The following is a 20,913-nucleotide window of genomic DNA, read 5'->3' on the forward strand; positions in this document are numbered from 1 at the left end:
GATTTGGACGATTAAGACAATCGCCCAAAATGAAAATCTTCTGTAGAGCGTGTTTGAAAAGTAGACCCGAAATAAAAAACTCTATTTACAGATGAAAAGTGTGCAGAGGTCAGCTGAATTTTGGAAGGAAGAATGTGAATGAAGAATCAGAAAGTATTTGTAATGGGACATAAGAATCCGGATACGGATTCTATTTGTTCGGCAATTGCTTACGCAGATATCAAAAACAGAACCACCCAGACCAAGCGTTATATTCCAAGACGTGCCGGTCAGATCAATGAAGAGACCCAGTATGTACTGAATCGTTTTGGCGTACAGCCACCGGCTTATCTGGGAAATATCGGAACGCAGGTAAAAGATATGGATATCCGTCCAAAACCGGATGCAGACCGTACCATGTCCCTGAAAAATGCCTGGGATATGATGCAGAATAAAGGCATTGTGACCCTTCCCATCTGTAACAGCGAGGATGAGCTGGAGGGAATTGTAACAATCGGCGATATTGCTGATGTTTACATGGATACCAAGGACAGCTATCTTCTTTCAAATGCCAGAACTCAGTATAACAAGATCAGGGATACTCTTGACGGTGAAATCGTAGAAGGAAACGGTCACGGCTATTTTACCAAAGGGAAAATCCTTATTGGAACTGCTGATCCGGAGGTAATGAAGAACTATATCGAAGAAAATGATATGGTTATTCTTGGAAACCGTGAGGAAGATCAGTTAAAGGCAATAGAGTTGAATGTAAGCTGCATTATTGTAGGAATGAGTATTCAGGTAAGTGAGAAGGTAATAAAGAAAGCTCAGGAGAGACAGATCATCATTATCTCTTCTCCATATGATACCTACACAATTGCCCGCATGATCAACCAGAGTATTCCGGTAAATTATGTGATGAAAAAAGATAATCTGGTAACTTTTAATACTGAAGATTTCACAGATGATATTCAGGATGTTATGATCAAGCACCGCCATCGTGCATTCCCTGTTATCAATAAGCGGGGAAAATGTGTGGGAACCATTTCCAGACGAAATTTCCTTGACATGCACAAGAAACAGGTAATTCTGGTAGATCATAATGAGAAAGACCAGGCTGTTGATAACATTGAGAAAGCAGAGATTCTGGAGATCATTGACCATCATAAGCTTGGTTCTCTGGAAACTATGAAGCCGATTAATTTCAGAAATGAGCCAGTTGGATGTACTGCGACAATCCTTTACCGGATTTATGACGAGCAGCGACTGGAGATTCCGCCTAAGATTGCAGGACTTCTCTGTGCAGCCATTATTTCCGATACCTTAATGTTCCGTTCCCCAACCTGCACCCAGCAGGACAAGATCGCAGCAAGTGCGCTTGCACTGATCGCGGACATTAAGATTGAAGATTTCGCAAGAGAAATGTTCAAGGCTGGAAGCAATCTGAAGGATAAAGCACCTGAAGAAATTTTCTATCAGGATTACAAGAAATTTATTGCAGAAGGAAATGTGGCTTTTGGTGTTGGACAGATCAGTTCCATGGACGAGGAAGAACTTCAGGAGATCAAAGTTCGCCTGAAACCATTTATGGTAAGCGAGTGCGGACGCCATGGAATTACCCGTGTTTACTTTATGTTAACCAATATTATGGACGAGTCCTCAGATGTAATTTATTACGGCGAGGGCAGCGAGGAAATGGGAAAAATCGCATTTCAGCAGGAACCGGAGGATAAGTGCTTCCACCTGAAAGGCGTGGTTTCCCGTAAGAAACAGATGATCCCGGCTATGATGGAAGCCGCACAGATCATGGCAAATGACTTTAACTGATAATAAAGATTTTCCCGGCAAAGAGGCTGTTAAAAGCTACTGCTCACAAAGTGAAAAGTAACGCAGAAGGTTCTTTGCACGGGAAATTTTCACATAAAAGAGGAGCAAAAATATGGCAAAACAGACCTGGAAACCAGGCAATATGCTTTACCCGCTTCCTGCTGTGATGGTCAGCGTTACAGATGGCGAGGGTAATGATAATATAATAACAGTAGCGTGGGCTGGCACCGTGTGTACCAACCCGCCAATGGTAAGCATCTCCGTTCGTCCCACCAGATTTTCTTACGATATGATCTGCAAGACAAAGGAATTTGTTCTGAACCTTACCACAGAAGAGCTTGCATACGCCACCGATTATTGTGGCGTGCGGTCCGGCAGAGAGGTTGATAAATTTCAGGAGCTTCATCTTACCAAAGAAAAGGCGGATCATGTGAAGGCACCAATGATCGGTGAAGCTCCTGTAAATATTGAATGTAAAGTTAAGAAAATTGAGAAGCTTGGTTCTCATCACATGTTCCTTGCGGAAGTAGTTGCAGTGCATGCGGACGAAGCCTATATGGATAAAAATAATAAATTTCAGCTGAATCAGTCAAAACTGATGGTGTATTCCCATGGAGAATATCTGGGACTTGGAAAGAAACTGGGCACCTTTGGATATAGCGTAAAAAAAGGAAAAAAGCATAATCAGAAACTTAAAAATCATCCATTAAAAAACCGAACCCAGTAACAATTTTTTAATATGATTGCAATAATGGCTCTTATGTGTTATTATTTAAAGGAGTATCGAATGAAAATGAATAATATAACATTAATTGGAATGCCCGGTGCAGGTAAAAGCACACTGGGCGTTGTTCTTGCGAAAATACTTGGATACGAATTTTTAGATTCAGACCTTTTAATACAAAAAGAAGAAAAAAGACGTCTTTATCAGATCATTGATGAAGAAGGAGAAGAAGGTTTCAAGGCCATTGAGAATCGCGTAAATGCGTCGATTGATACAGAGAATACTGTAATTGCTACTGGGGGAAGTGTGGTATATTGCAGTGAAGCCATGGAACACTTGAAATCAATTGGGAAGGTAGTTTACCTCAGCCTTTCTCTGGAGTCTCTTGAGAAACGGCTTGGAAATCTTAAGAAGCGGGGAGTTCTTCTGAAAGAAGGACAGACCTTGAAGAGTTTATATGAGGAGCGAGTTCCCTTATACGAGAAATATGCAGACATTGTGGTAGATGAAGAAGGGAAAGATTTGGAAGCAAGTCTGCAGGCACTTTTGGAAACACTACAGACAGGGGTTATTAAGTAACTGTAGATCGTTACTATTCGCGGAATGCGTTACGATGAACGAAGTGAAAAGTAACTGTAAATCAGAGGAGGGCTGTCAGGTTATTGTAGAGAAATTGACAATAGCCTTTTTGGCTCGCGGAGTAAGAATAATAGAGGTGTATTATGGAACAGTATGTGATTAAAGGTGGAAATCCGCTTGTTGGTGAAGTAGAAATAGCAGGTGCAAAAAATGCAGCGTTGGCTATTTTGTCCGCAGCCATTATGACGGATGAGACAATTCTCATCGAGAATCTGCCTGACGTCAGAGACATCAACGTTTTACTGGAGGCAATAGCTGGCATCGGAGCACAGGTTGACAGAATCAATAAATCAACTGTTAAGATCAATGGTTCTACCATTGGTGATGTAAGTGTAGATTATGAGTATATTAAGAAGATCCGTGCATCTTACTATCTTCTTGGCGCATTACTTGGCAAATATAAAAGAGCAGAAGTTCCTCTTCCAGGTGGCTGCAATATCGGAAGCCGTCCGATTGACCAGCATCTGAAAGGTTTCAGAGCCCTTGGTGCGAAAGTTGATATTCTTCATGGAGCCATTGTTGCCGAGGCATCTAATCTTCATGGAAGCCATATTTTCCTGGATGTAGTTTCTGTAGGAGCAACCATCAATATTATGATGGCAGCATCTCTTGCACCAGGACGTACGATTATTGAGAATGCTGCCAGAGAGCCACATGTAGTAGATGTTGCCAACTTCCTGAACAGCATGGGAGCCAATATCAAAGGTGCTGGTACAGATGTGATCCGTATCAAGGGTGTTGAGAAGCTTCACCGCACAGAGTATTCCATCATTCCGGACCAGATCGAGGCAGGAACCTTTATGTTCGCTGCAGCAGCTACCGGTGGGGATGTCACAGTTAAGAATGTAATTCCAAAGCATCTCGAAGCTACTACAGCTAAGCTTGAGGAAATCGGATGTGAAGTTCAGGAGTTTGATGATGCCGTACGTGTACGTGCAGTGGGCAGACTTCATCGCACTCATGTGAAGACCCTTCCATATCCGGGATATCCGACTGATATGCAGCCGCAGATTGCGGTTACCCTTGCACTTGCAGAAGGAACCAGCATCGTAACTGAGAGTATTTTTGAGAATCGCTTCAAATATGCCGATGAGCTTTCCAGAATGGGAGCCTGTATTAAGGTTGAAGGCAATTCCGCAATTATTGATGGCGTGAATAAGCTTACTGGTGCAAGAGTAAGTGCACCGGATCTTCGTGCTGGGGCAGCTCTTGTTATTGCAGGACTGGCAGCAGAGGGAATCACCATTGTGGATGATATTGTTTACATCCAGCGTGGCTATGAGAACTTCGAAGAGAAGCTTCGCAGCCTTGGCGCAGAGATCGAGAGAGTTTCCAGTGAGAAGGATATCCAGAAATTCCGCCTGCGTGTAGGGTGAATTGTTAATTTCAGATCGCAGCCTGACAGCCTTGATCTGTTGAGTATCAGATTTAATCTGGTGAAAAATAGTCATAAGACGTTAAATGTCTATTGACAATTATAAGCAATCAGTATATTGTATTGCTTGCAACAGGAAAACTGAAGAATAGCCTTTTATTCAGAGTGGTGGAGATACATAGGATCTATGAAGCCACGGCAACCCCTCGAAAGAGAGGAAGGTGCCAACCTGAGCGAGTGATCGAACAATAAGAGGATTGTTTATATAAAAAGTCATTTATAAGACAGTCCGCTTGTCCGGGCTGTTCTTTTTTTCGCGGAAAACATACAATGCAGCGATAGATATTAGCTGTTTTGGAAATTTTCGCTCCATCGAAGAAAGGGAAAAACAAAAGAATGGAAAACAAAGAAAAAATCTTATTTACTTCCGAATCTGTAACTGAAGGTCATCCGGATAAAATCTGTGATGCCATTTCTGATGCCATCCTGGATGCTCTGATCGCACAGGATCCGATGAGCCGTGTAGCCTGCGAGACTGCAACTACAACAGGTCTTGTTCTGGTTATGGGTGAGATCACTTCCAAGGCAAATATTGATATCCAGTCAATCGTAAGAGAGACAATCCGCGAGATTGGTTATACTCGTGGAAAATTCGGATTCGATGCTGATACATGTGCGGTAATCACAGCACTTGATAAACAGTCTGCTGATATTGCAATGGGTGTTGATAAAGCACTTGAGCAGAAAGAGAATCAGATGGATGAGGACGAGCTTGACTCTATTGGAGCTGGTGACCAGGGAATCCAGTTTGGTTATGCTTCCAACGAGACAGAAGAATACATGCCATACGCAATCAACATGGCACACAAACTTTCCCGTCAGCTGACAAAAGTCCGTAAAGATGGCACTCTGAAATATTTAAGACCAGATGGAAAAACTCAGGTAACAGTTGAGTATGATAAGAATGGAAAACCAAGCCGTATTGATGCAGTAGTTTGCTCCACTCAGCATGACCCGGATGTTACACAGGAGCAGATCCATGCGGACATCAAGAAATATGTATTTGATGAGATCATCCCGGCAGACATGGTAGATGAGGATACGAAATACTTTATCAACCCGACCGGACGTTTCGTTATCGGTGGACCAAACGGCGACAGCGGTCTTACAGGACGTAAGATCATTGTTGATACTTATGGCGGAACAGGACGTCACGGCGGCGGTGCCTTCTCCGGAAAAGACTGCACAAAGGTTGACCGTTCTGCAGCTTATGCAGCACGTTATGTTGCAAAGAACATTGTTGCAGCAGGTCTTGCTGACAAGTGCGAGATCCAGCTTTCCTATGCAATTGGTGTTGCACATCCGACTTCTATTCATGTAGAAACATTTGGCACAGGTAAAGTATCTGATGCGAAACTGGTAGAGATTATCCGTGAGAACTTTGACCTTCGCCCGGCTGGAATCATCAAAATGCTTGATCTCCGCCGCCCGATCTACAAACAGACTTCTGCATACGGACATTTCGGCCGTACAGATGTAGATCTTCCGTGGGAGCATCTGGACAAGGTTGATGATCTGAAGAAATATCTTGCGTAAAATTTGGGTAAAAGAAAATGGCTTGTATTGAAGCCTGCTTGAAAATTCCATATTAAAGTTAGAGCCTGGAAGAGACTGGTATATAGCAGAAGAAGTCTTTTCCAGGTTTTTTATGTTGAAAAACTGAATATTATAGAGCTATTTTTTATAGAAAATTAAGAGATGAAATCAGAGCTTTATGCTATAATCTATATAAATCCGGTGAAGCAGCTTCATACGACAGGGAAGCTGTTGAAAATTTCCGTAAAAAGAAGAAAAAGGATAGAACTGTTATGAAGCTAAAAACAAGAATCATTCTGGGATTCACCATGATCATTCTTATGCCTCTGCTTCTGTTTGCCGCCACTTTGTATGGATTCAGCCAGTCACAGGCGCAGAAAGCACAGGCAGTGACTGAGAGCGATGGAACAGTATATGATATTTCCATAACAGACTCAGCCGACAGTCAGGGCAGGGTACATGTAATGGCCAAGGATTTGTTTATCAGTGCGTTTGTAATCCTGATCTCCGTTGCTTTGGTAGTTGGTCTTTGGGTATATCGCAGCATTGCCGTTCCATTGGTTAAATTAAAAAAAGCGACGCAGAATATAAAAGAGGGCAACCTGGATTTCGTTCTGGATGTAGAAGGAAAAGACGAATTTTCTGAGCTCTGTCAGGATTTCGAGGAAATGCGCCGCCGTCTGAAAGAATCTACAGAAGAAAAAAGCCTTATAGAAAAAGAGAACAGAGAGCTGATCAGCAACATTTCCCATGATCTGAAAACTCCGATCACAGCAGTGAAAGGATATGTAGAGGGAATCATGGATGGAGTGGCAGATACCCCTGAGAAAATGGATCGCTATGTCCGCACCATCTACAACAAGACAAATGAGATGGATCATCTGATCAACGAGCTGACTTTTTATTCCAAAATCGATACCAACCGCATTCCTTACACCTTCAGCAAACTAAATGTGGAAGATTATTTTGAAGATTGTTCAGAAGAAGTTGGTCTGGAACTTGAGACCAGGGGAATTGAGCTGGTTTATGCCAACTATGTGGAAAAAGATGTTATGGTAATTGCCGATGGGGAGCAGATCCGCCGTGTTATCCATAACATTATCAGCAACGCTATCAAATATATGGACAAGCCTAAAGGAATCATTCAGATCCGAATCAAGGATGTGGGTGATTTTATCCAGATTGAGATTGAGGACAATGGAAAAGGTATTGGCCCGAAGGATCTGCCTTATATTTTCGACCGTTTTTACCGTACAGATGTTTCACGAAATTCTTCCAAAGGCGGAAGCGGAATCGGTCTTTCCATTGTAAAGAAAATTCTGGAGGACCATGGGGGAAAGGTATGGGCCACAAGCCGTCTTGGAATCGGCACGATCATGTATTTTGTACTTAGAAAATACCAGGAGGTACCAATGAAATGAGCAGAATTCTGATCATTGAAGATGAAGAAGCAATTGCAGAGCTTGAGAAAGACTATCTGGAGCTCTCAGGATTTGAAGTTATAATCTGCAACAGAGGCGATCTGGGGCTTAATATGGCACTGAAAGAAGATTTTGACCTGATTATTCTGGATCTGATGCTGCCGGAGATAGACGGGTTTGAAATCTGCCGCCAGGTAAGAGAAGCTAAGAATACTCCGATCATTATGGTTTCCGCGAAGAAAGATGATATTGACAAGATCCGCGGTCTTGGACTTGGGGCTGACGATTACATGACCAAGCCATTTAGCCCAAGCGAGCTTGTTGCCAGAGTAAAGGCACATATGGATCGCTATAATCGTCTGATCGGCTCCACCACGCAAAAGAACGATATTATTGAGATTCGTGGAATCAAGATCGACAAGACTGCCCGCCGCGTCTGGGTAAATGGCGAGGAGAAAACTTTTACCACCAAGGAATTTGATCTGCTCACATTCCTGGCCCAGAATCCAAACAGAGTTTTTACAAAGGAAGAGCTTTTCAGGGAAATCTGGGATATGGAATCGGTAGGCGATATTGCCACAGTTACAGTTCATATCAAGAAAATCCGTGAGAAAATTGAGTATAATAATGCCAAGCCGCAGTATATCGAGACCATCTGGGGCGTGGGATACAGATTTAAAGTGTGATAATTTCTGAGAAAATTGAGAGGTAAAATGAGAAGACTATATAAAGAATTGGAGAACTACGGCAAATCCGACTTCTATCCTTTCCACATGCCAGGTCACAAGCGGAATAAGGCGTGCATAGAGGGGGATTTTCCTATTGAACGTGATATTACGGAAATAGACGGATTCGACGATCTGCATCATTCTGAGGGAATTTTACTTGAAGCGCAGAATGCCTTATCCAGAATGTACGGCACCAGGAAAAGTTTTTTCAGTGTCAACGGAAGTACGGCAGGAATTCTTACTGCCATTTCCGCATCTGTGAAAAAGGGTGGACAGATTCTGGTGGCCAGAAACTGTCACAAGGCTGTTTACCACGCAATTTACCTTCGGGAACTGGTTCCCACATATATTTATCCACAATCTGACAACGATTTGGGGATAAATGGTTCAATTTCCGTATCCCGTGTGGAAAGATATCTTGAGGAAAATCCGAAAATTGAAGCAGTCCTTATTACATCGCCTACTTATGATGGTGTGGTTTCAGATGTGCGCAAGATTGCGGAAACTGCCCACAAACATGGAATTCCGCTGATCGTGGATGAAGCCCACGGCGCTCATTTCAGATTCTCTGACTATTTTCCTGTTTCAGCAGCAGATCTGGGAGCAGATGTGGTGGTCCAGAGCTTTCACAAAACATTGCCGGCCATGACCCAGACTGCAGTGCTTCATCTGTGCAGTGAACGTGTAAGTGAGAAGCTGATCCGCAGATTTCTTGGAATTTATGAGACCAGCAGTCCGTCTTATATACTTATGTCCAGTCTGGATGCCTGTGTAGCGAAGCTGGAAAAAGACAGCGGACGATTATTTGATGAATTTACGGAAAATCTGGAAGCCGCCCGCAGACAGCTTGGTCAGCGCAGGTATATACGTCTGTTACAGACACCGGAAGAGACTGGGGAAGAAAAGGACGAACAGGGCACAACAGAAATATTTGATTATGACCGCTCTAAGCTGATTCTGTCCACATTGCACAGCAGTTTAAATGGTCCGGAACTTGCGGGAATCCTTCGAAGAAAATATCATTTGGAAGTTGAGATGACTACAGAGAATTATGTGCTTGCGCTGGCAGCAGTTGGAGACACCAGGGAAGGATTCCGGAGACTTTGCAAAGCTATAGAAGAAATCGACAGACAGGAAGCTGAACTGGCAGAGAAGAGCAGGAATATAACAGAGAAAATAGCTGTTGGAAATTCAGATTATGTACCGGAAGTGGAAAGGCAGAAGTGTGTTAAATGTAATTCTGAAGATTGTGAAAGATGTGAAAAAAAGGATACCCGCAGCGATGGCTTGCGAAATGAAAAATATGCCTGCAAGTGTGGTCCTATGAAGCAGCTTATGTCCATTTCCAGGGCAATGGATGCCCCATCCCAGCTTTGTCTTCTGGAAGAAAGTGCAGGGAAAATTGCCGCAGAATTTGTATATCTTTATCCGCCGGGGATTCCCATTATTGTTCCAGGCGAACAGATTACTGGACTTTTTACAAGGAATGTGAGAAGATATATGGAACAGGGACTGAATCTTCACGGTCTTTGCGGAGAAAATAACGAAACAATAAGCGTAGTAAAGGAGCAGGCAGAGGTGTAACCCCTGCCTGATACATTATGGGAAAAATATTTTACATTATGGGAAAAAGCGCATCTGGTAAGGATCATATATATGCCAGGCTGGCAGCACATGAGGGATTGGGACTTAAGAAGCTGGTTCTTTATACGACCCGCCCAATCCGTGCAGAGGAAGAGAATGGTAAACAGTACTATTTCGTGGATGATAAAAAGCTGGAAGAATTTCGAAGCAGCGGAAATCTGATCGAGGCCAGAGCTTATCATACAGTACATGGAATCTGGAACTATTTTACAGCAGATGACGGTCAGGTGGATTTGGAAAATGCTGACTATCTGGGAATCGGTACACTTGAATCTTATGTGAAAATGAGAGAATACTATGGAAAAGAGAATGTTTGTCCTGTTTATATCGAAGTGGAGGACGGAGAGCGTCTTGCAAGAGCATTGAAAAGAGAGCGTGGTCAGGAGATACCCCGCTATGAGGAAATGTGCAGAAGATTTCTTGCAGATCAGGAGGATTTTTCCGAAGAAAAAATTGCTGCTGCCGGGATTACGAGAAAATTCCAGAATGTTGATCTGGAGGAATGTGTAGAAGAAATTGCTGAATATATTAGACAGGCATAATGTGCATCGCGAAGCGCGTTACTGGTCACGGAGTGAACAGTAACACATTTTTTGTTGATAAGTGAATAAATTCACAAAAAACTATAGCATGATTTTGTCGTACATGATAGAATTAAAGGGTAAATACATTTAGAGTGTATTTGTACAAAATAAGCTATGCAGGGGTGCTGACCGCAGCCTTTGACAATAGCGAAAATGATAGGGTGAGGTGATTCCGATGTTAGGGTTTAACGACATTATAGGACATGAAGAGATAATCAGACATTTGAAGAATGCCATACAGACAGAGAAAGTGTCCCATTCGTATATTTTTACAGGTGACCCTGGTTCTGGAAAGAAATTGCTGGCAGGAACCTATGCGATGACATTGCAGTGTGAAGAGGGCGGTACGGAGCCTTGCGGACATTGTGATTCCTGCAAGAAGGCAATCGGTAAGAATCACCCGGATATCATTATGGTGACCCATGAGAAGCCAAATGTGATTACAATTGACGAAATCAGGGAACAGATTATCAATGATGTGGATATTAAGCCATACTGCAGCCCATACAAGATTTATATTGTGGCAAATGCAGAGCTGATGAATCCCCAGGCACAGAATGCTCTTCTGAAGACCATTGAAGAGCCGCCGGAATATGCAGTTATCATGCTTCTCACAAGCAATATTGATGCTCTGCTGCCGACCATTCGTTCCAGATGTGTACGTCTGGATCTGAAGGTTGTAGATGACGGTCTGGTAAAGAAGTACCTGATGGAGCATCTCCATATACCGGATTATCAGGCTGAGATCGATGCTTCCTATGCTCATGGCAGTATTGGCAGAGCGAAACAGGTAGCTACTTCCCAGGAGTTTGCAGATATGACCCAGAATGCACTCCGCATCCTGAAGAATGCAGACGGAATGGAAGTATATGAGCTTACAGAAGCAATCAAGGAGCTTTCCAATGACAAGCAGAACATCAGTGACTATCTGGATCTTTTCCAGTTCTGGTTCCGTGATGTACTGATGTTTAAGGCTACACGGGAAGTTGATAATCTTGTATTTAAGCAGGAAATAAATTATATAAGGGAACAGGCAAGCCAGCGTTCCTATGAGAACCTGGAGAAGATTCTGGATGCACTGGAGAAAACAAAAGTACGTCTTCGTGCCAATGTAAATACAGAACTTGCTCTTGAGCTTCTGTTCCTTACAATCAGGGAGAAATAGAATGGCAAAAGTAGTAGGCGTAAGATTTCGGAATGTAGGTAAGATCTATTACTTCAATCCGAAGAACTATAAAGTGAAACCGGGCGATCATGTAATTGTGGAGACTGCCCGCGGTGTTGAGTATGGAAAGGTGGTGCTTGCACCTAAGGATGTGGTGGATGACCAGGTGGTACATCCTTTGAAGGAAGTGCTTCGTGTGGCTACCAAAGACGATGATGAAAGAGAGAAGTATAACAGGGAGCGTGAGAGGGACGCTTTCAAGATCTGCCAGAAGAAGATTCGCGAGCATGGACTTGAGATGAAGCTGATTGACGCAGAGTATACTTTTGATAACAATAAAGTGTTGTTTTACTTTACAGCAGACGGCAGAATTGATTTTCGCCAGCTGGTAAAGGATCTTGCATCTATTTTTAAGACAAGAATTGAACTTCGCCAGATTGGTGTAAGAGATGAAACAAAAATTCTTGGAGGAATCGGTATCTGCGGCAGATGTCTCTGCTGTCATACTTATCTTTCCGAGTTTGCACCTGTATCCATCCGAATGGCCAAGGAACAGAATCTCTCTCTGAACCAGACGAAGATTTCAGGTGTATGCGGAAGACTGATGTGCTGTCTGAAGAATGAGCAGGAGACCTATGAGGAGCTGAATCGCAGACTTCCGGGAATCGGAGATACGGTAACTACTCCAGACGGAATCCAGGGCAATGTACAGAGTGTAAATGTACTCCGCCAGCTTGTAAAGGTAGTAGTAGAAATTGGTGATGAGAAAGAAATTCAGGAATTCCCTGTAGGCGAACTGAAATTCCGTTCCAGAAAAAAGAAAGTAAAAGTCTCTGAACAGGAATTAAAGGAACTGAAGGATCTTGAAGATAAAAAGGGAGATTCCAAATTAGATGATTAATGATCTTGTGAAGGAGAATGAGCGGGTAGATGATCTGCAGAATGGCTATTATATCATTCAGGATCCCCGGAAATTCTGCTTCGGTATGGACGCTGTTCTTTTATCTGGGTTTGCCAGAGTGAAGAAGGGAGAGAAGGTTCTCGATATGGGAACGGGAACTGGTATTATTCCGGTACTCCTTGCTTCCAAGACTGTGGGAGAGCATTTCACAGGTCTGGAAATCCAGGAAGAGTGTGCTGAAATGGCAGCAAGAAGTGTGAAATACAATAACCTGGAGGACAGGGTCAGTATCAGACAAGGTGATATTAAGGAGGCTGTCAGTATTTTCGGGGCAGCTTCTTTTCATGTTGTCACCTGCAATCCGCCCTATATGATCGGGCAGCATGGACTGACCAATCCGCATATGCCAAAGGCAATCGCCCGACATGAGATCCTTTGTACTCTTGAGGATGTGGTAAGCCAGGCTTCGAAGCTTCTTGGAGACAGAGGACGTTTTTACATGGTACACAGACCGTTCAGACTGACAGAAATTATGCAGGTTTTGACGAAATATAAGCTGGAGCCTAAGCGTATGCAGCTTGTTTATCCATACATTGACAGGGAGCCTAATATGGTGCTCATAGAAGCCCTGAAAGGCGGCAATTCCCGGATTACTGTGGAAAGACCGCTGATCGTGTATGAGAAGCCGGGAGTTTATACGAAGGAAATTCTGGAAATGTACGATATGATTTAAAAAGATCGCAAATAAAAAATGAAAAACAGATGATTGCAGAAGGGAGAAAAATATGAGTGGTAAATTATATCTATGTGCCACGCCAATCGGAAATCTGGAGGATATTACGCTTCGCGTGCTCCGTGTTCTGAAGGAAGTGGATCTGATCGCTGCGGAAGACACCCGCAACAGTATCAAGCTTCTCAATCATTTTGACATAAAAACTCCAATGACCAGTTACCATGAGTACAACAAAGTGGAGAAAGCCTACACCCTCATTGAGAAAATGCAGGAGGGTCTGAATGTGGCTCTGATCACAGATGCGGGAACACCTGGAATTTCTGACCCAGGGGAAGTATTGGCTGCTATGTGTTACGATGCCGGAATTGAAGTAACTTCGCTTCCAGGCCCGGCAGCATGCATCACGGCTCTTACCCTGTCCGGACTTTCCACCCGCAGATTTGCATTCGAGGCCTTTTTACCTCCGGATAAAAAAGAGAGGAAAGCCATTCTGGAAGAGTTGAAAAACGAAACCCGCACCATCATCCTTTATGAGGCACCCCATCACTTGGTTGGTACCCTGCAGGAATTGTACCAGGCTCTTGGAAACCGCAGAATGACTCTTTGCCGTGAGCTTACCAAGAAGTATGAAACGGCATTTCGGACAACAATCGAAGATCTGATTGCTTTTTACAAAGATCAGAAGCCCCTTGGAGAGTGTGTCCTGGTGATCGAGGGCAGAAGCCGAAAGGAAATGGAACAGGAGTCACAGGAATCCTGGAGAGACATCTCCATTGAGGAACATATGGCGATTTATGAGAATCAGGGGATCGCACGCAAAGAGGCAATGAAGATGGTTGCAAAGGATCGAGGTGTGACAAAAAGAGATATTTACCAGGCGCTTTTGCTGCAAAAATAGAGAAGAAACTGTTCTGGCAGGTGTTATTCCTGACAAGCAGACATATAGGGGGAGATAAGGCGTATTTTTGACGGATATCCGTTGAAAATACGCCGTTTTTTTTACATCTTGAAATGGCTTTTAACTGGCAAAAACGGGGATTTTGTGCTATAATAAATCTGTATTTTTATGCGCAAAAACAGGAATGAGATCTGGCAGCAGAAATGAGCCGTAAATTCCTGTAACTTTTTAATAGATCATAACAGGAGGAATATCATGGGCGAAACAAATACAGAATACGGAGCGGACCAAATCCAGATTCTGGAGGGTCTGGAAGCCGTACGTAAGAGACCTGGTATGTACATTGGAAGTACATCCAGCCGTGGTCTCCATCATCTTGTATACGAAATCGTGGACAATGCCGTAGATGAGGCACTGGCTGGTTACTGTACAGAAATAAATGTAGCGATCAATCCTGATAACTCCATCACAGTTGTAGACAATGGACGAGGCATTCCGGTAGGAATCAATCATAAAGCCGGCATTCCAGCTGTAGAGGTGGTATTTACCATTCTTCATGCCGGCGGTAAGTTTGGCGGTGGAGGATACAAGGTATCAGGAGGTCTTCACGGAGTAGGTGCATCCGTTGTTAATGCACTTTCTGAATGGCTTGAAGTATCAATCTGCAGAGATGGAAAGAGATATGAGCAGCGTTACGAGCGTGGTAAGACAATGTATCCGCTTAAGGAAGTTGGAGAATGTGGTGATTCTACCGGAACTACTGTTACTTTTCTCCCGGACAAGCAGATATTCGAGGAGACTGTATACGATTACGATATCCTGAAACAGCGTCTTCGTGAAATGGCTTTTCTTACCAAAGGTCTGAAGATCATTCTTACTGACAAGCGGGAAGGTATGGAACGGGAGAAAACTTTCCACTATGAAGGTGGTATCCGTGAATTTGTAACTTATCTGAACAGAAGTAAAGAAGCTCTTTATCCGGAGATCATTTACTGCGAGGGTGAGAAGGACGGTGTAGCGGTTGAAGTTGCCATGCAGCACAATGATTCTTATACAGAGAATACTTACGGATTTGTAAACAATATTAATACTCCTGAAGGCGGTACCCATATTACCGGTTTCAGAAATGCCATTACAAACACATTTAACGATTACGCCAGAAAGAATAAGCTTCTCAAAGACAGCGAGCCAAACCTTTCCGGTGATGATATCCGAGAAGGCCTGACAGCCATTGTCAGCGTTAAAATTGGCAATCCGCAGTTTGAAGGCCAGACGAAGCAGAAACTTGGCAACAGTGAGGCCAGAGGAGCTGTAGACAGTGTTGTAAGCAAACAGCTGGAGATTTTTCTGGAACAGAATCCTGCTGTAGCCAAGGCAACCGTAGAGAAGTCTGTACTTGCCCAGAGAGCCAGAGAGGCAGCGCGTAAGGCCCGAGATCTTACCAGAAGGAAGTCTGCCCTTGACAGTATGTCCCTTCCAGGCAAGCTTGCCGATTGCTCGGACAAGAATCCGGAGAATTGCGAAATCTATATCGTAGAGGGTGATTCCGCGGGTGGCTCTGCGAAGACAGCTCGTAACCGTGCTACACAGGCTATCCTTCCTCTTCGTGGAAAAATACTGAACGTAGAGAAAGCCCGTCTGGACAAGATTTATGCAAACAAAGAGATCAAGGCTATGATCACAGCCTTTGGTACCGGTATTCATGATGATTTCGATATTTCCAAACTGAGATATCACAAGATCATCATTATGACTGATGCCGATGTTGACGGTGCCCACATTGCCACACTGCTTCTTACATTCCTGTACAGATTTATGCCGGAACTGATCAAGCAGGGCTATGTATATCTGGCACAGCCGCCGCTGTACAAGATCGAGAAGAACAAGAAGGTATGGTACGCTTATGATGACGATGAGCTGAACGCCATCCTTACAGAGATAGGACGAGACTCCAACAATAAGATCCAGCGTTACAAAGGTCTGGGAGAGATGGATGCAGAGCAGCTTTGGGAAACTACCATGGATCCGGAGAAGCGTATTCTTCTCCGCGTTACAATGGATGAGGCAGCTACCTCCGAAATTGACCTTGTATTTACCACACTTATGGGTGACAAGGTAGAACCAAGACGTGAATTTATCGAAGAGAATGCACGCTTTGTAAAGAATCTGGATATCTAGGGGAGATAGAACAATATGGATGACAAGATTTTTGACCAGGTCCATGATGTGGATCTGGAGAAAACCATGAAAGAATCTTACATCGAATATGCTATGAGCGTTATTGCTTCAAGAGCGCTTCCTGATGTAAGAGATGGTTTGAAACCGGTACAGCGTAGAGTGCTGTATTCTATGATCGAATTGAACAACGGTCCGGATAAGCCACATCGTAAATGTGCCCGTATCGTTGGTGATACCATGGGTAAGTATCATCCTCATGGTGACAGCTCTATTTACGGAGCACTTGTAAATATGGCACAGGACTGGTCTTTCCGCTATACTCTTGTTGACGGACATGGAAACTTCGGTTCTGTGGACGGCGACGGCGCAGCTGCCATGCGATACACTGAGGCCCGCCTGAGCAAAATTTCCATGGAGATGCTTGCTGACATTAATAAAGATACTGTAGACTTCCAGCCAAACTTTGATGAAACTGAGAGAGAGCCAAAGGTGCTTCCTTCCAGGTTCCCGAACCTGCTGGTCAATGGTACTACAGGTATTGCTGTTGGTATGGCTACCAATATTCCGCCTCACAATCTTCGTGAGGTTATTAATGCTGTTGTAAAAATTATTGACAATACCATCGAGGAGCAGAGAGAAACCACAATTGAAGAGCTTCTTGACGTTGTAAAAGGTCCGGATTTCCCTACAGGAGCTACTATTCTCGGAAGAAGGGGAATCGAGGAGGCATACCGCACAGGCCGCGGAAAGATCCGTGTACGTGCAGTATCAAATATTGAGACCTTACCAAATGGAAAATCACGTATTATCGTTACGGAGCTTCCCTATCTGGTAAATAAAGCCCGGCTGATCGAGAAGATCGCAGAGCTTGTCCGTGATAAAAAGATTGATGGAATTACTGACCTGAATGATCATTCCAGCCGTGAGGGAATGCGTATTTGTATTGACCTGCGTAAAGATGCCAATGCAAATGTTGTTCTGAATCAGCTGTACAAGCATACCCAGCTGCAGGATACTTTTGGCGTTATCATGCTTTGTGTGGTACCTCAGGGCGACAGCCTTGTACCAAAGGTACTGAATCTGAAAGAGCTTCTGGAGCATTATCTGGCTCATCAGGAGGACGTTGTTACCAGAAGAACCAAATATGATCTGAATAAAGCACAGGAACGTGCCCACATTTTGGAAGGCTTGCTGAAAGCCCTGGATAATATCGACGAAGTTATCAGAATCATTCGTGCTGCCCGCAATGTTCAGATTGCGAAGCAGGAATTGATGGACAGATTTGAACTGACGGATGTGCAGGCTCAGGCTATTGTAGATATGCGTCTGAGAGCTCTCACCGGTTTGGAAAGAGAGAAGCTGGAAGCAGAATATGCAGAATTAGAAGAGAAGATCCGCAAATTCCTGGCAATTCTTGCAGACAGAAATCTCCTTCTTCGTGTTGTAAGGGAAGAAATCCTCGCAATCGCTGACAAATACGGCGATGAGAGAAGAACTGCCATCGGATATGATGTCTATGATCTTTCCACAGAAGATCTGATTCCAAGGGAAAATACGGTCATTACTATGACAAAACTTGGTTATATCAAGAGAATGACTGTAGATAATTTCCGCAGCCAGAACAGAGGTGGACGTGGAATCAAGGGAATGCAGACCATAGATGACGATTATATCGAAGAACTGCTTATGACTACTACTCACCATTATCTGATGTTCTTTACCAATACAGGACGTGTATACAGACTAAAAGCATACGAGATCCCTGAGGCAGGAAGAACTGCAAGAGGTACTGCAATTGTCAATCTTCTGCAGCTTATGCCAGGTGAGCGCATTACATCTGTTATTCCTATGCGTAAATTCGAAGAAGGCAAGTATCTGGTTATGGCAACTAAGGCTGGTCTTGTGAAGAAGACACCTATGGAAGAATATGCAAATGTACGTAAGACAGGTCTTGTGGCAATCACACTTCGTGATGATGATGAGCTTATTGAAGTTAAGGCTACAGACGATACAAAAGATATTATGCTTGTGACGAAAGACGGTATGTGCATCCGTTTCAAGGAGACTGATGTAAGAAGTACCGGAAGAAGCTCCATGGGTGTTCGTGGTATGAATCTTGATCCTGGAGATGAAGTTGTGGCAATGCAACTGAATTCTCAGGGAGATTACCTGCTTGTAGTATCTGAAAATGGTATGGGCAAACGTACTGCTATGAGTGAATTTACCTGCCAGAACCGTGGCGGTAAGGGTGTGAAGTGTTACAAGATCACCGAGAAAACCGGTAATGTGATTGGTGCTAAAGCTGTCAATGAAGAAAACGAGATTATGATGATCACTACAGAAGGAATCATTATTCGTATTACCTGTGCCGGAATTTCTATTCTTGGAAGAATCACTTCCGGAGTGAAGCTGATCAATCTGGATGAGGGTGTAACAGTGGCAAGTCTTGCCAAGGTTCGCGAGAAAGCAGAGGGAAATACGGAGAACGGCAGCAGTGAGGAGCCGACTGAGGAGACTGAGGAAGTTTTTGAAGAAGAGGATTCACAGGATACAAATGATGCAGAATAAAGGAATCTGTGAAGTATGAAAAAAAGAACCAGAATTTTAATCCTGGGTATTGCCATGATGTTTATCATGGCAATGTCCGGATGCGGCGTAAATCATAAATCGCCGGAGGGAGTAGTGGAAGCCCTCATAAAGAATTATGTAAGCGGAAGTGAGAAGAAGGTGAAGCAGTGTTATTCTCAGGAAAAGGATACCAATGAACTTCTGCAGAATGAGATTGATGCTACTTTGAAATATTTTGCTGCTCATAATCCAACAAAAGTAAAGGTGGAACAGTGCGATATTCTTTCCGAAAACGGTGACTATACTTACGTGTACATTATTTACAATCTGGTATTGGAAAATGACCAGGAGTATCCATGCGTAGGAACCTATATGACGGAGAAAAAAGATGGTAAATACTATGTAATGTCACCTTCCGAGATCACAGATGATCTGCGGAATCAGGCTGCGGATGACTATGCCAAGTTTATGACTGCAGATTCTTATAAGACTTATACGAAAGCATACAATGTATTTATCAAAAAGAACCCGGGGTATGAGGAGAAAATTGCAAATAAGCTGGATGCAGAGTAGAAGGGAGGCTGCTGCAGGATGATTGAATCTTGCAGTGGCCCTTTTTCATATCGTGATTTGATATGGAACCGAAAAATATTTTTATCGCACTGGGGAGTTTTGCATAGAGGAAAGGAGCTTGGAAATGAAAAGAATCATTGTAATGGTACTGAAGAATATTATATTCGTACCATATTATTGGATCATGCTGAACTGGTATGCTGCGCATGTGGATAAATACACAGAGGAACAGCGCTATGCCATGTTGAAAAAAATTGACCATGCAGCTAATCGTGGAGGAAATCTTCATATAGACGGCCATGGAGTAGAAAATATACCTTCGCAAAATGGGTTTATGTTTTATCCGAATCACCAGGGATTGTATGACGTGCTTGCCATAATGGAGGTCTGCCCGGTACCTTTTTCAGTAGTTGCAAAGAAGGAAGTTGGAAATGTACCGTTTTTGAAGCAGGTATTTGCATGTATGAAAGCATTTTTGATTGACAGGGAAGATATTAAACAATCTATGCAGGTGATCATTAATGTAACGAAAGAAGTAAAAGCAGGAAGAAATTATCTTATTTTTGCAGAAGGGACCAGAAGCAAAAATGGAAACCATCCTCAGGAATTTAAAGGCGGAAGTTTTAAGGCCGCTATGAAAGCAAAATGTCCGATTGTACCGGTTGCATTGATTGATTCTTATAAAGCATTTGATACCGGTTCTACAAAAATGCTGAATGTTCAGGTGTATTTCCTGAAGCCCATGGAATATGAAGAATATAAAGATATGAAATCAACTGAGATTGCCGCAGAGGTAAAAAGAAGAATTGAAGAGACTATCCGGGCAAATGAAAATAAATAAAAAATAAAAAACTTAAAAAAGATGTTGACAAGAAGTGATCTTTTAAGTATAATAACAAATGCGCTACGAAAGATGCGCAACTCCACAATTTAACATTGGTTAAGTAGTTCGGAGACTGGAGAAGTACTCAAGAGGCCGAAGAGGTGCCCCTGCTAAGGGTATAGGTCGTTAACGCGGCGCGAGGGTTCAAATCCCTCCTTCTCCGCTTTTGATTTTTTAAAATTTTAAATTTAAAAAATCAAAAAAATGGTTGACAAAGCTTTCTACTTGTGGTAAAGTAGACAAGTCGTCAATAAAGACAAAAAACTTCATCAAAAAAGTTTTGAAAAAAACTTAAAAAGTTCTTGACAAACAAAAAGAGATGAGGTAAAATAAACAAGCTGTCGCAAAGAGATGACAGCGAAACAACCTTGATAACTAAACAGTGAAACACATACGATTCTCGAAAATTCTTAACGAATTATCATTCAAAAGAATGAACTTTTTATAACAGTAATGACGAGAGATAACTAAGCTAGTTGGTTGTCTTGAGTGAATCA

General features: G+C 43.0%; 17 protein-coding genes, 1 tRNA gene and 1 riboswitch. All 18 genes read left to right on the top strand.

Annotated elements, in window-relative coordinates; all coding sequences use genetic code 11:
• Positions 1-138: 138 nt before the first annotated feature.
• The 18 genes from ABHC48_RS16660 to ABHC48_RS16745 all read left to right on the top strand — a co-directional run bounded on the left by ABHC48_RS16660 (position 139) and on the right by ABHC48_RS16745 (position 20,579).
• Positions 139-1,806, top strand: coding sequence for a putative manganese-dependent inorganic diphosphatase (locus ABHC48_RS16660; RefSeq protein WP_148463040.1), 1,668 nt, complete (start codon positions 139-141; stop codon positions 1,804-1,806).
• 112 nt (positions 1,807-1,918) lie between these two features.
• On the top strand, positions 1,919-2,533 hold the full coding sequence (locus ABHC48_RS16665; RefSeq protein ID WP_173718498.1) for a flavin reductase family protein: 615 nt from the start codon (positions 1,919-1,921) through the stop codon (positions 2,531-2,533).
• A gap of 60 nt (positions 2,534-2,593) precedes the next feature.
• Positions 2,594-3,109 (top strand): shikimate kinase, encoded by a 516-nt coding sequence (locus ABHC48_RS16670; RefSeq protein ID WP_330659856.1) that lies wholly within the window; start codon positions 2,594-2,596, stop codon positions 3,107-3,109.
• Positions 3,110-3,252: 143 nt separating this feature from the next.
• Positions 3,253-4,545: a UDP-N-acetylglucosamine 1-carboxyvinyltransferase gene (locus ABHC48_RS16675; protein WP_118580853.1), complete on the top strand. Its 1,293-nt coding sequence runs from the start codon at positions 3,253-3,255 to the stop codon at positions 4,543-4,545.
• Between the two features lie 152 nt (positions 4,546-4,697).
• A riboswitch (SAM riboswitch) is annotated at positions 4,698-4,799 on the top strand.
• A 141-nt stretch (positions 4,800-4,940) separates the two neighbouring features.
• The gene (gene metK, locus ABHC48_RS16680) at positions 4,941-6,140 is read left to right on the top strand and encodes a methionine adenosyltransferase (RefSeq protein WP_173718499.1); all 1,200 of its coding nucleotides are present in this window, start codon (positions 4,941-4,943) and stop codon (positions 6,138-6,140) included.
• A 272-nt stretch (positions 6,141-6,412) separates the two neighbouring features.
• Positions 6,413-7,561, top strand: coding sequence for a HAMP domain-containing sensor histidine kinase (locus tag ABHC48_RS16685; protein ID WP_187565413.1), 1,149 nt, complete (start codon positions 6,413-6,415; stop codon positions 7,559-7,561).
• Entirely contained in the window at positions 7,558-8,247 is a 690-nt protein-coding gene (locus tag ABHC48_RS16690) for a response regulator transcription factor (protein ID WP_118580859.1), read from the top strand. Before ABHC48_RS16685 ends, ABHC48_RS16690 begins: the two co-directional genes overlap by 4 nt.
• A 27-nt stretch (positions 8,248-8,274) precedes the next feature.
• On the top strand, positions 8,275-9,873 hold the full coding sequence (locus ABHC48_RS16695; protein WP_243284570.1) for an aminotransferase class I/II-fold pyridoxal phosphate-dependent enzyme: 1,599 nt from the start codon (positions 8,275-8,277) through the stop codon (positions 9,871-9,873).
• Positions 9,874-9,911: 38 nt separating this feature from the next.
• Positions 9,912-10,475, top strand: coding sequence for a hypothetical protein (locus ABHC48_RS16700; protein WP_330386369.1), 564 nt, complete (start codon positions 9,912-9,914; stop codon positions 10,473-10,475).
• Between the two features lie 217 nt (positions 10,476-10,692).
• Positions 10,693-11,682: a DNA polymerase III subunit delta' gene (holB, locus tag ABHC48_RS16705; protein ID WP_118580865.1), complete on the top strand. Its 990-nt coding sequence runs from the start codon at positions 10,693-10,695 to the stop codon at positions 11,680-11,682.
• Position 11,683: 1 nt separating this feature from the next.
• Entirely contained in the window at positions 11,684-12,583 is a 900-nt protein-coding gene (locus ABHC48_RS16710) for a stage 0 sporulation family protein (protein WP_118580868.1), read from the top strand.
• Positions 12,576-13,316 carry a tRNA1(Val) (adenine(37)-N6)-methyltransferase gene (locus tag ABHC48_RS16715; protein WP_173716662.1) on the top strand — a complete coding sequence of 247 codons (741 nt, stop codon included), beginning with the start codon at positions 12,576-12,578 and terminating at the stop codon, positions 13,314-13,316. The genes ABHC48_RS16710 and ABHC48_RS16715 overlap by 8 nt, the downstream gene beginning before the upstream one ends.
• Positions 13,317-13,368: 52 nt before the next feature.
• A complete protein-coding gene (rsmI, locus tag ABHC48_RS16720) occupies positions 13,369-14,214 on the top strand; it encodes a 16S rRNA (cytidine(1402)-2'-O)-methyltransferase (protein ID WP_118580874.1) in 846 nt (281 codons plus the stop codon).
• A 255-nt stretch (positions 14,215-14,469) separates the two neighbouring features.
• On the top strand, positions 14,470-16,392 hold the full coding sequence (gene gyrB, locus ABHC48_RS16725) for a DNA topoisomerase (ATP-hydrolyzing) subunit B (RefSeq protein WP_148463034.1): 1,923 nt from the start codon (positions 14,470-14,472) through the stop codon (positions 16,390-16,392).
• A gap of 15 nt (positions 16,393-16,407) precedes the next feature.
• Complete coding sequence (gene gyrA, locus ABHC48_RS16730) at positions 16,408-18,960, top strand: DNA gyrase subunit A (RefSeq protein ID WP_173716663.1); 2,553 nt, start codon at positions 16,408-16,410, stop codon at positions 18,958-18,960.
• Between the two features lie 15 nt (positions 18,961-18,975).
• On the top strand, positions 18,976-19,533 hold the full coding sequence (locus tag ABHC48_RS16735; protein WP_173716664.1) for a hypothetical protein: 558 nt from the start codon (positions 18,976-18,978) through the stop codon (positions 19,531-19,533).
• Positions 19,534-19,657: 124 nt separating this feature from the next.
• On the top strand, positions 19,658-20,374 hold the full coding sequence (locus ABHC48_RS16740) for a lysophospholipid acyltransferase family protein (RefSeq protein WP_195700063.1): 717 nt from the start codon (positions 19,658-19,660) through the stop codon (positions 20,372-20,374).
• Between the two features lie 117 nt (positions 20,375-20,491).
• Positions 20,492-20,579, top strand: a tRNA-Ser gene (locus tag ABHC48_RS16745).
• Positions 20,580-20,913: the final 334 nt, after the last annotated feature.

It is taken from the genome of Ruminococcus sp. 1001136sp1 (assembly GCF_039841815.1).
In the GTDB taxonomy this organism is placed as follows: Bacteria; Bacillota; Clostridia; order Lachnospirales; family Lachnospiraceae; genus Blautia_A; species Blautia_A faecis.

What these genes read in the sequence shown, in the direction of transcription:
- ABHC48_RS16660 (WP_148463040.1), top strand. Translation starts at nt 139, where the DNA reads ATGAAGAATCAGAAAGTATTTGTAATGGGACATAAGAATCCGGATACG.
- ABHC48_RS16665 (WP_173718498.1), top strand. Translation starts at nt 1,919, where the DNA reads ATGGCAAAACAGACCTGGAAACCAGGCAATATGCTTTACCCGCTTCCT.
- ABHC48_RS16670 (WP_330659856.1), top strand. Translation starts at nt 2,594, where the DNA reads ATGAAAATGAATAATATAACATTAATTGGAATGCCCGGTGCAGGTAAA.
- ABHC48_RS16675 (WP_118580853.1), top strand. Translation starts at nt 3,253, where the DNA reads ATGGAACAGTATGTGATTAAAGGTGGAAATCCGCTTGTTGGTGAAGTA.
- metK (WP_173718499.1), top strand. Translation starts at nt 4,941, where the DNA reads ATGGAAAACAAAGAAAAAATCTTATTTACTTCCGAATCTGTAACTGAA.
- ABHC48_RS16685 (WP_187565413.1), top strand. Translation starts at nt 6,413, where the DNA reads ATGAAGCTAAAAACAAGAATCATTCTGGGATTCACCATGATCATTCTT.
- ABHC48_RS16690 (WP_118580859.1), top strand. Translation starts at nt 7,558, where the DNA reads ATGAGCAGAATTCTGATCATTGAAGATGAAGAAGCAATTGCAGAGCTT.
- ABHC48_RS16695 (WP_243284570.1), top strand. Translation starts at nt 8,275, where the DNA reads ATGAGAAGACTATATAAAGAATTGGAGAACTACGGCAAATCCGACTTC.
- ABHC48_RS16700 (WP_330386369.1), top strand. Translation starts at nt 9,912, where the DNA reads ATGGGAAAAAGCGCATCTGGTAAGGATCATATATATGCCAGGCTGGCA.
- holB (WP_118580865.1), top strand. Translation starts at nt 10,693, where the DNA reads ATGTTAGGGTTTAACGACATTATAGGACATGAAGAGATAATCAGACAT.
- ABHC48_RS16710 (WP_118580868.1), top strand. Translation starts at nt 11,684, where the DNA reads ATGGCAAAAGTAGTAGGCGTAAGATTTCGGAATGTAGGTAAGATCTAT.
- ABHC48_RS16715 (WP_173716662.1), top strand. Translation starts at nt 12,576, where the DNA reads ATGATTAATGATCTTGTGAAGGAGAATGAGCGGGTAGATGATCTGCAG.
- rsmI (WP_118580874.1), top strand. Translation starts at nt 13,369, where the DNA reads ATGAGTGGTAAATTATATCTATGTGCCACGCCAATCGGAAATCTGGAG.
- gyrB (WP_148463034.1), top strand. Translation starts at nt 14,470, where the DNA reads ATGGGCGAAACAAATACAGAATACGGAGCGGACCAAATCCAGATTCTG.
- gyrA (WP_173716663.1), top strand. Translation starts at nt 16,408, where the DNA reads ATGGATGACAAGATTTTTGACCAGGTCCATGATGTGGATCTGGAGAAA.
- ABHC48_RS16735 (WP_173716664.1), top strand. Translation starts at nt 18,976, where the DNA reads ATGAAAAAAAGAACCAGAATTTTAATCCTGGGTATTGCCATGATGTTT.
- ABHC48_RS16740 (WP_195700063.1), top strand. Translation starts at nt 19,658, where the DNA reads ATGAAAAGAATCATTGTAATGGTACTGAAGAATATTATATTCGTACCA.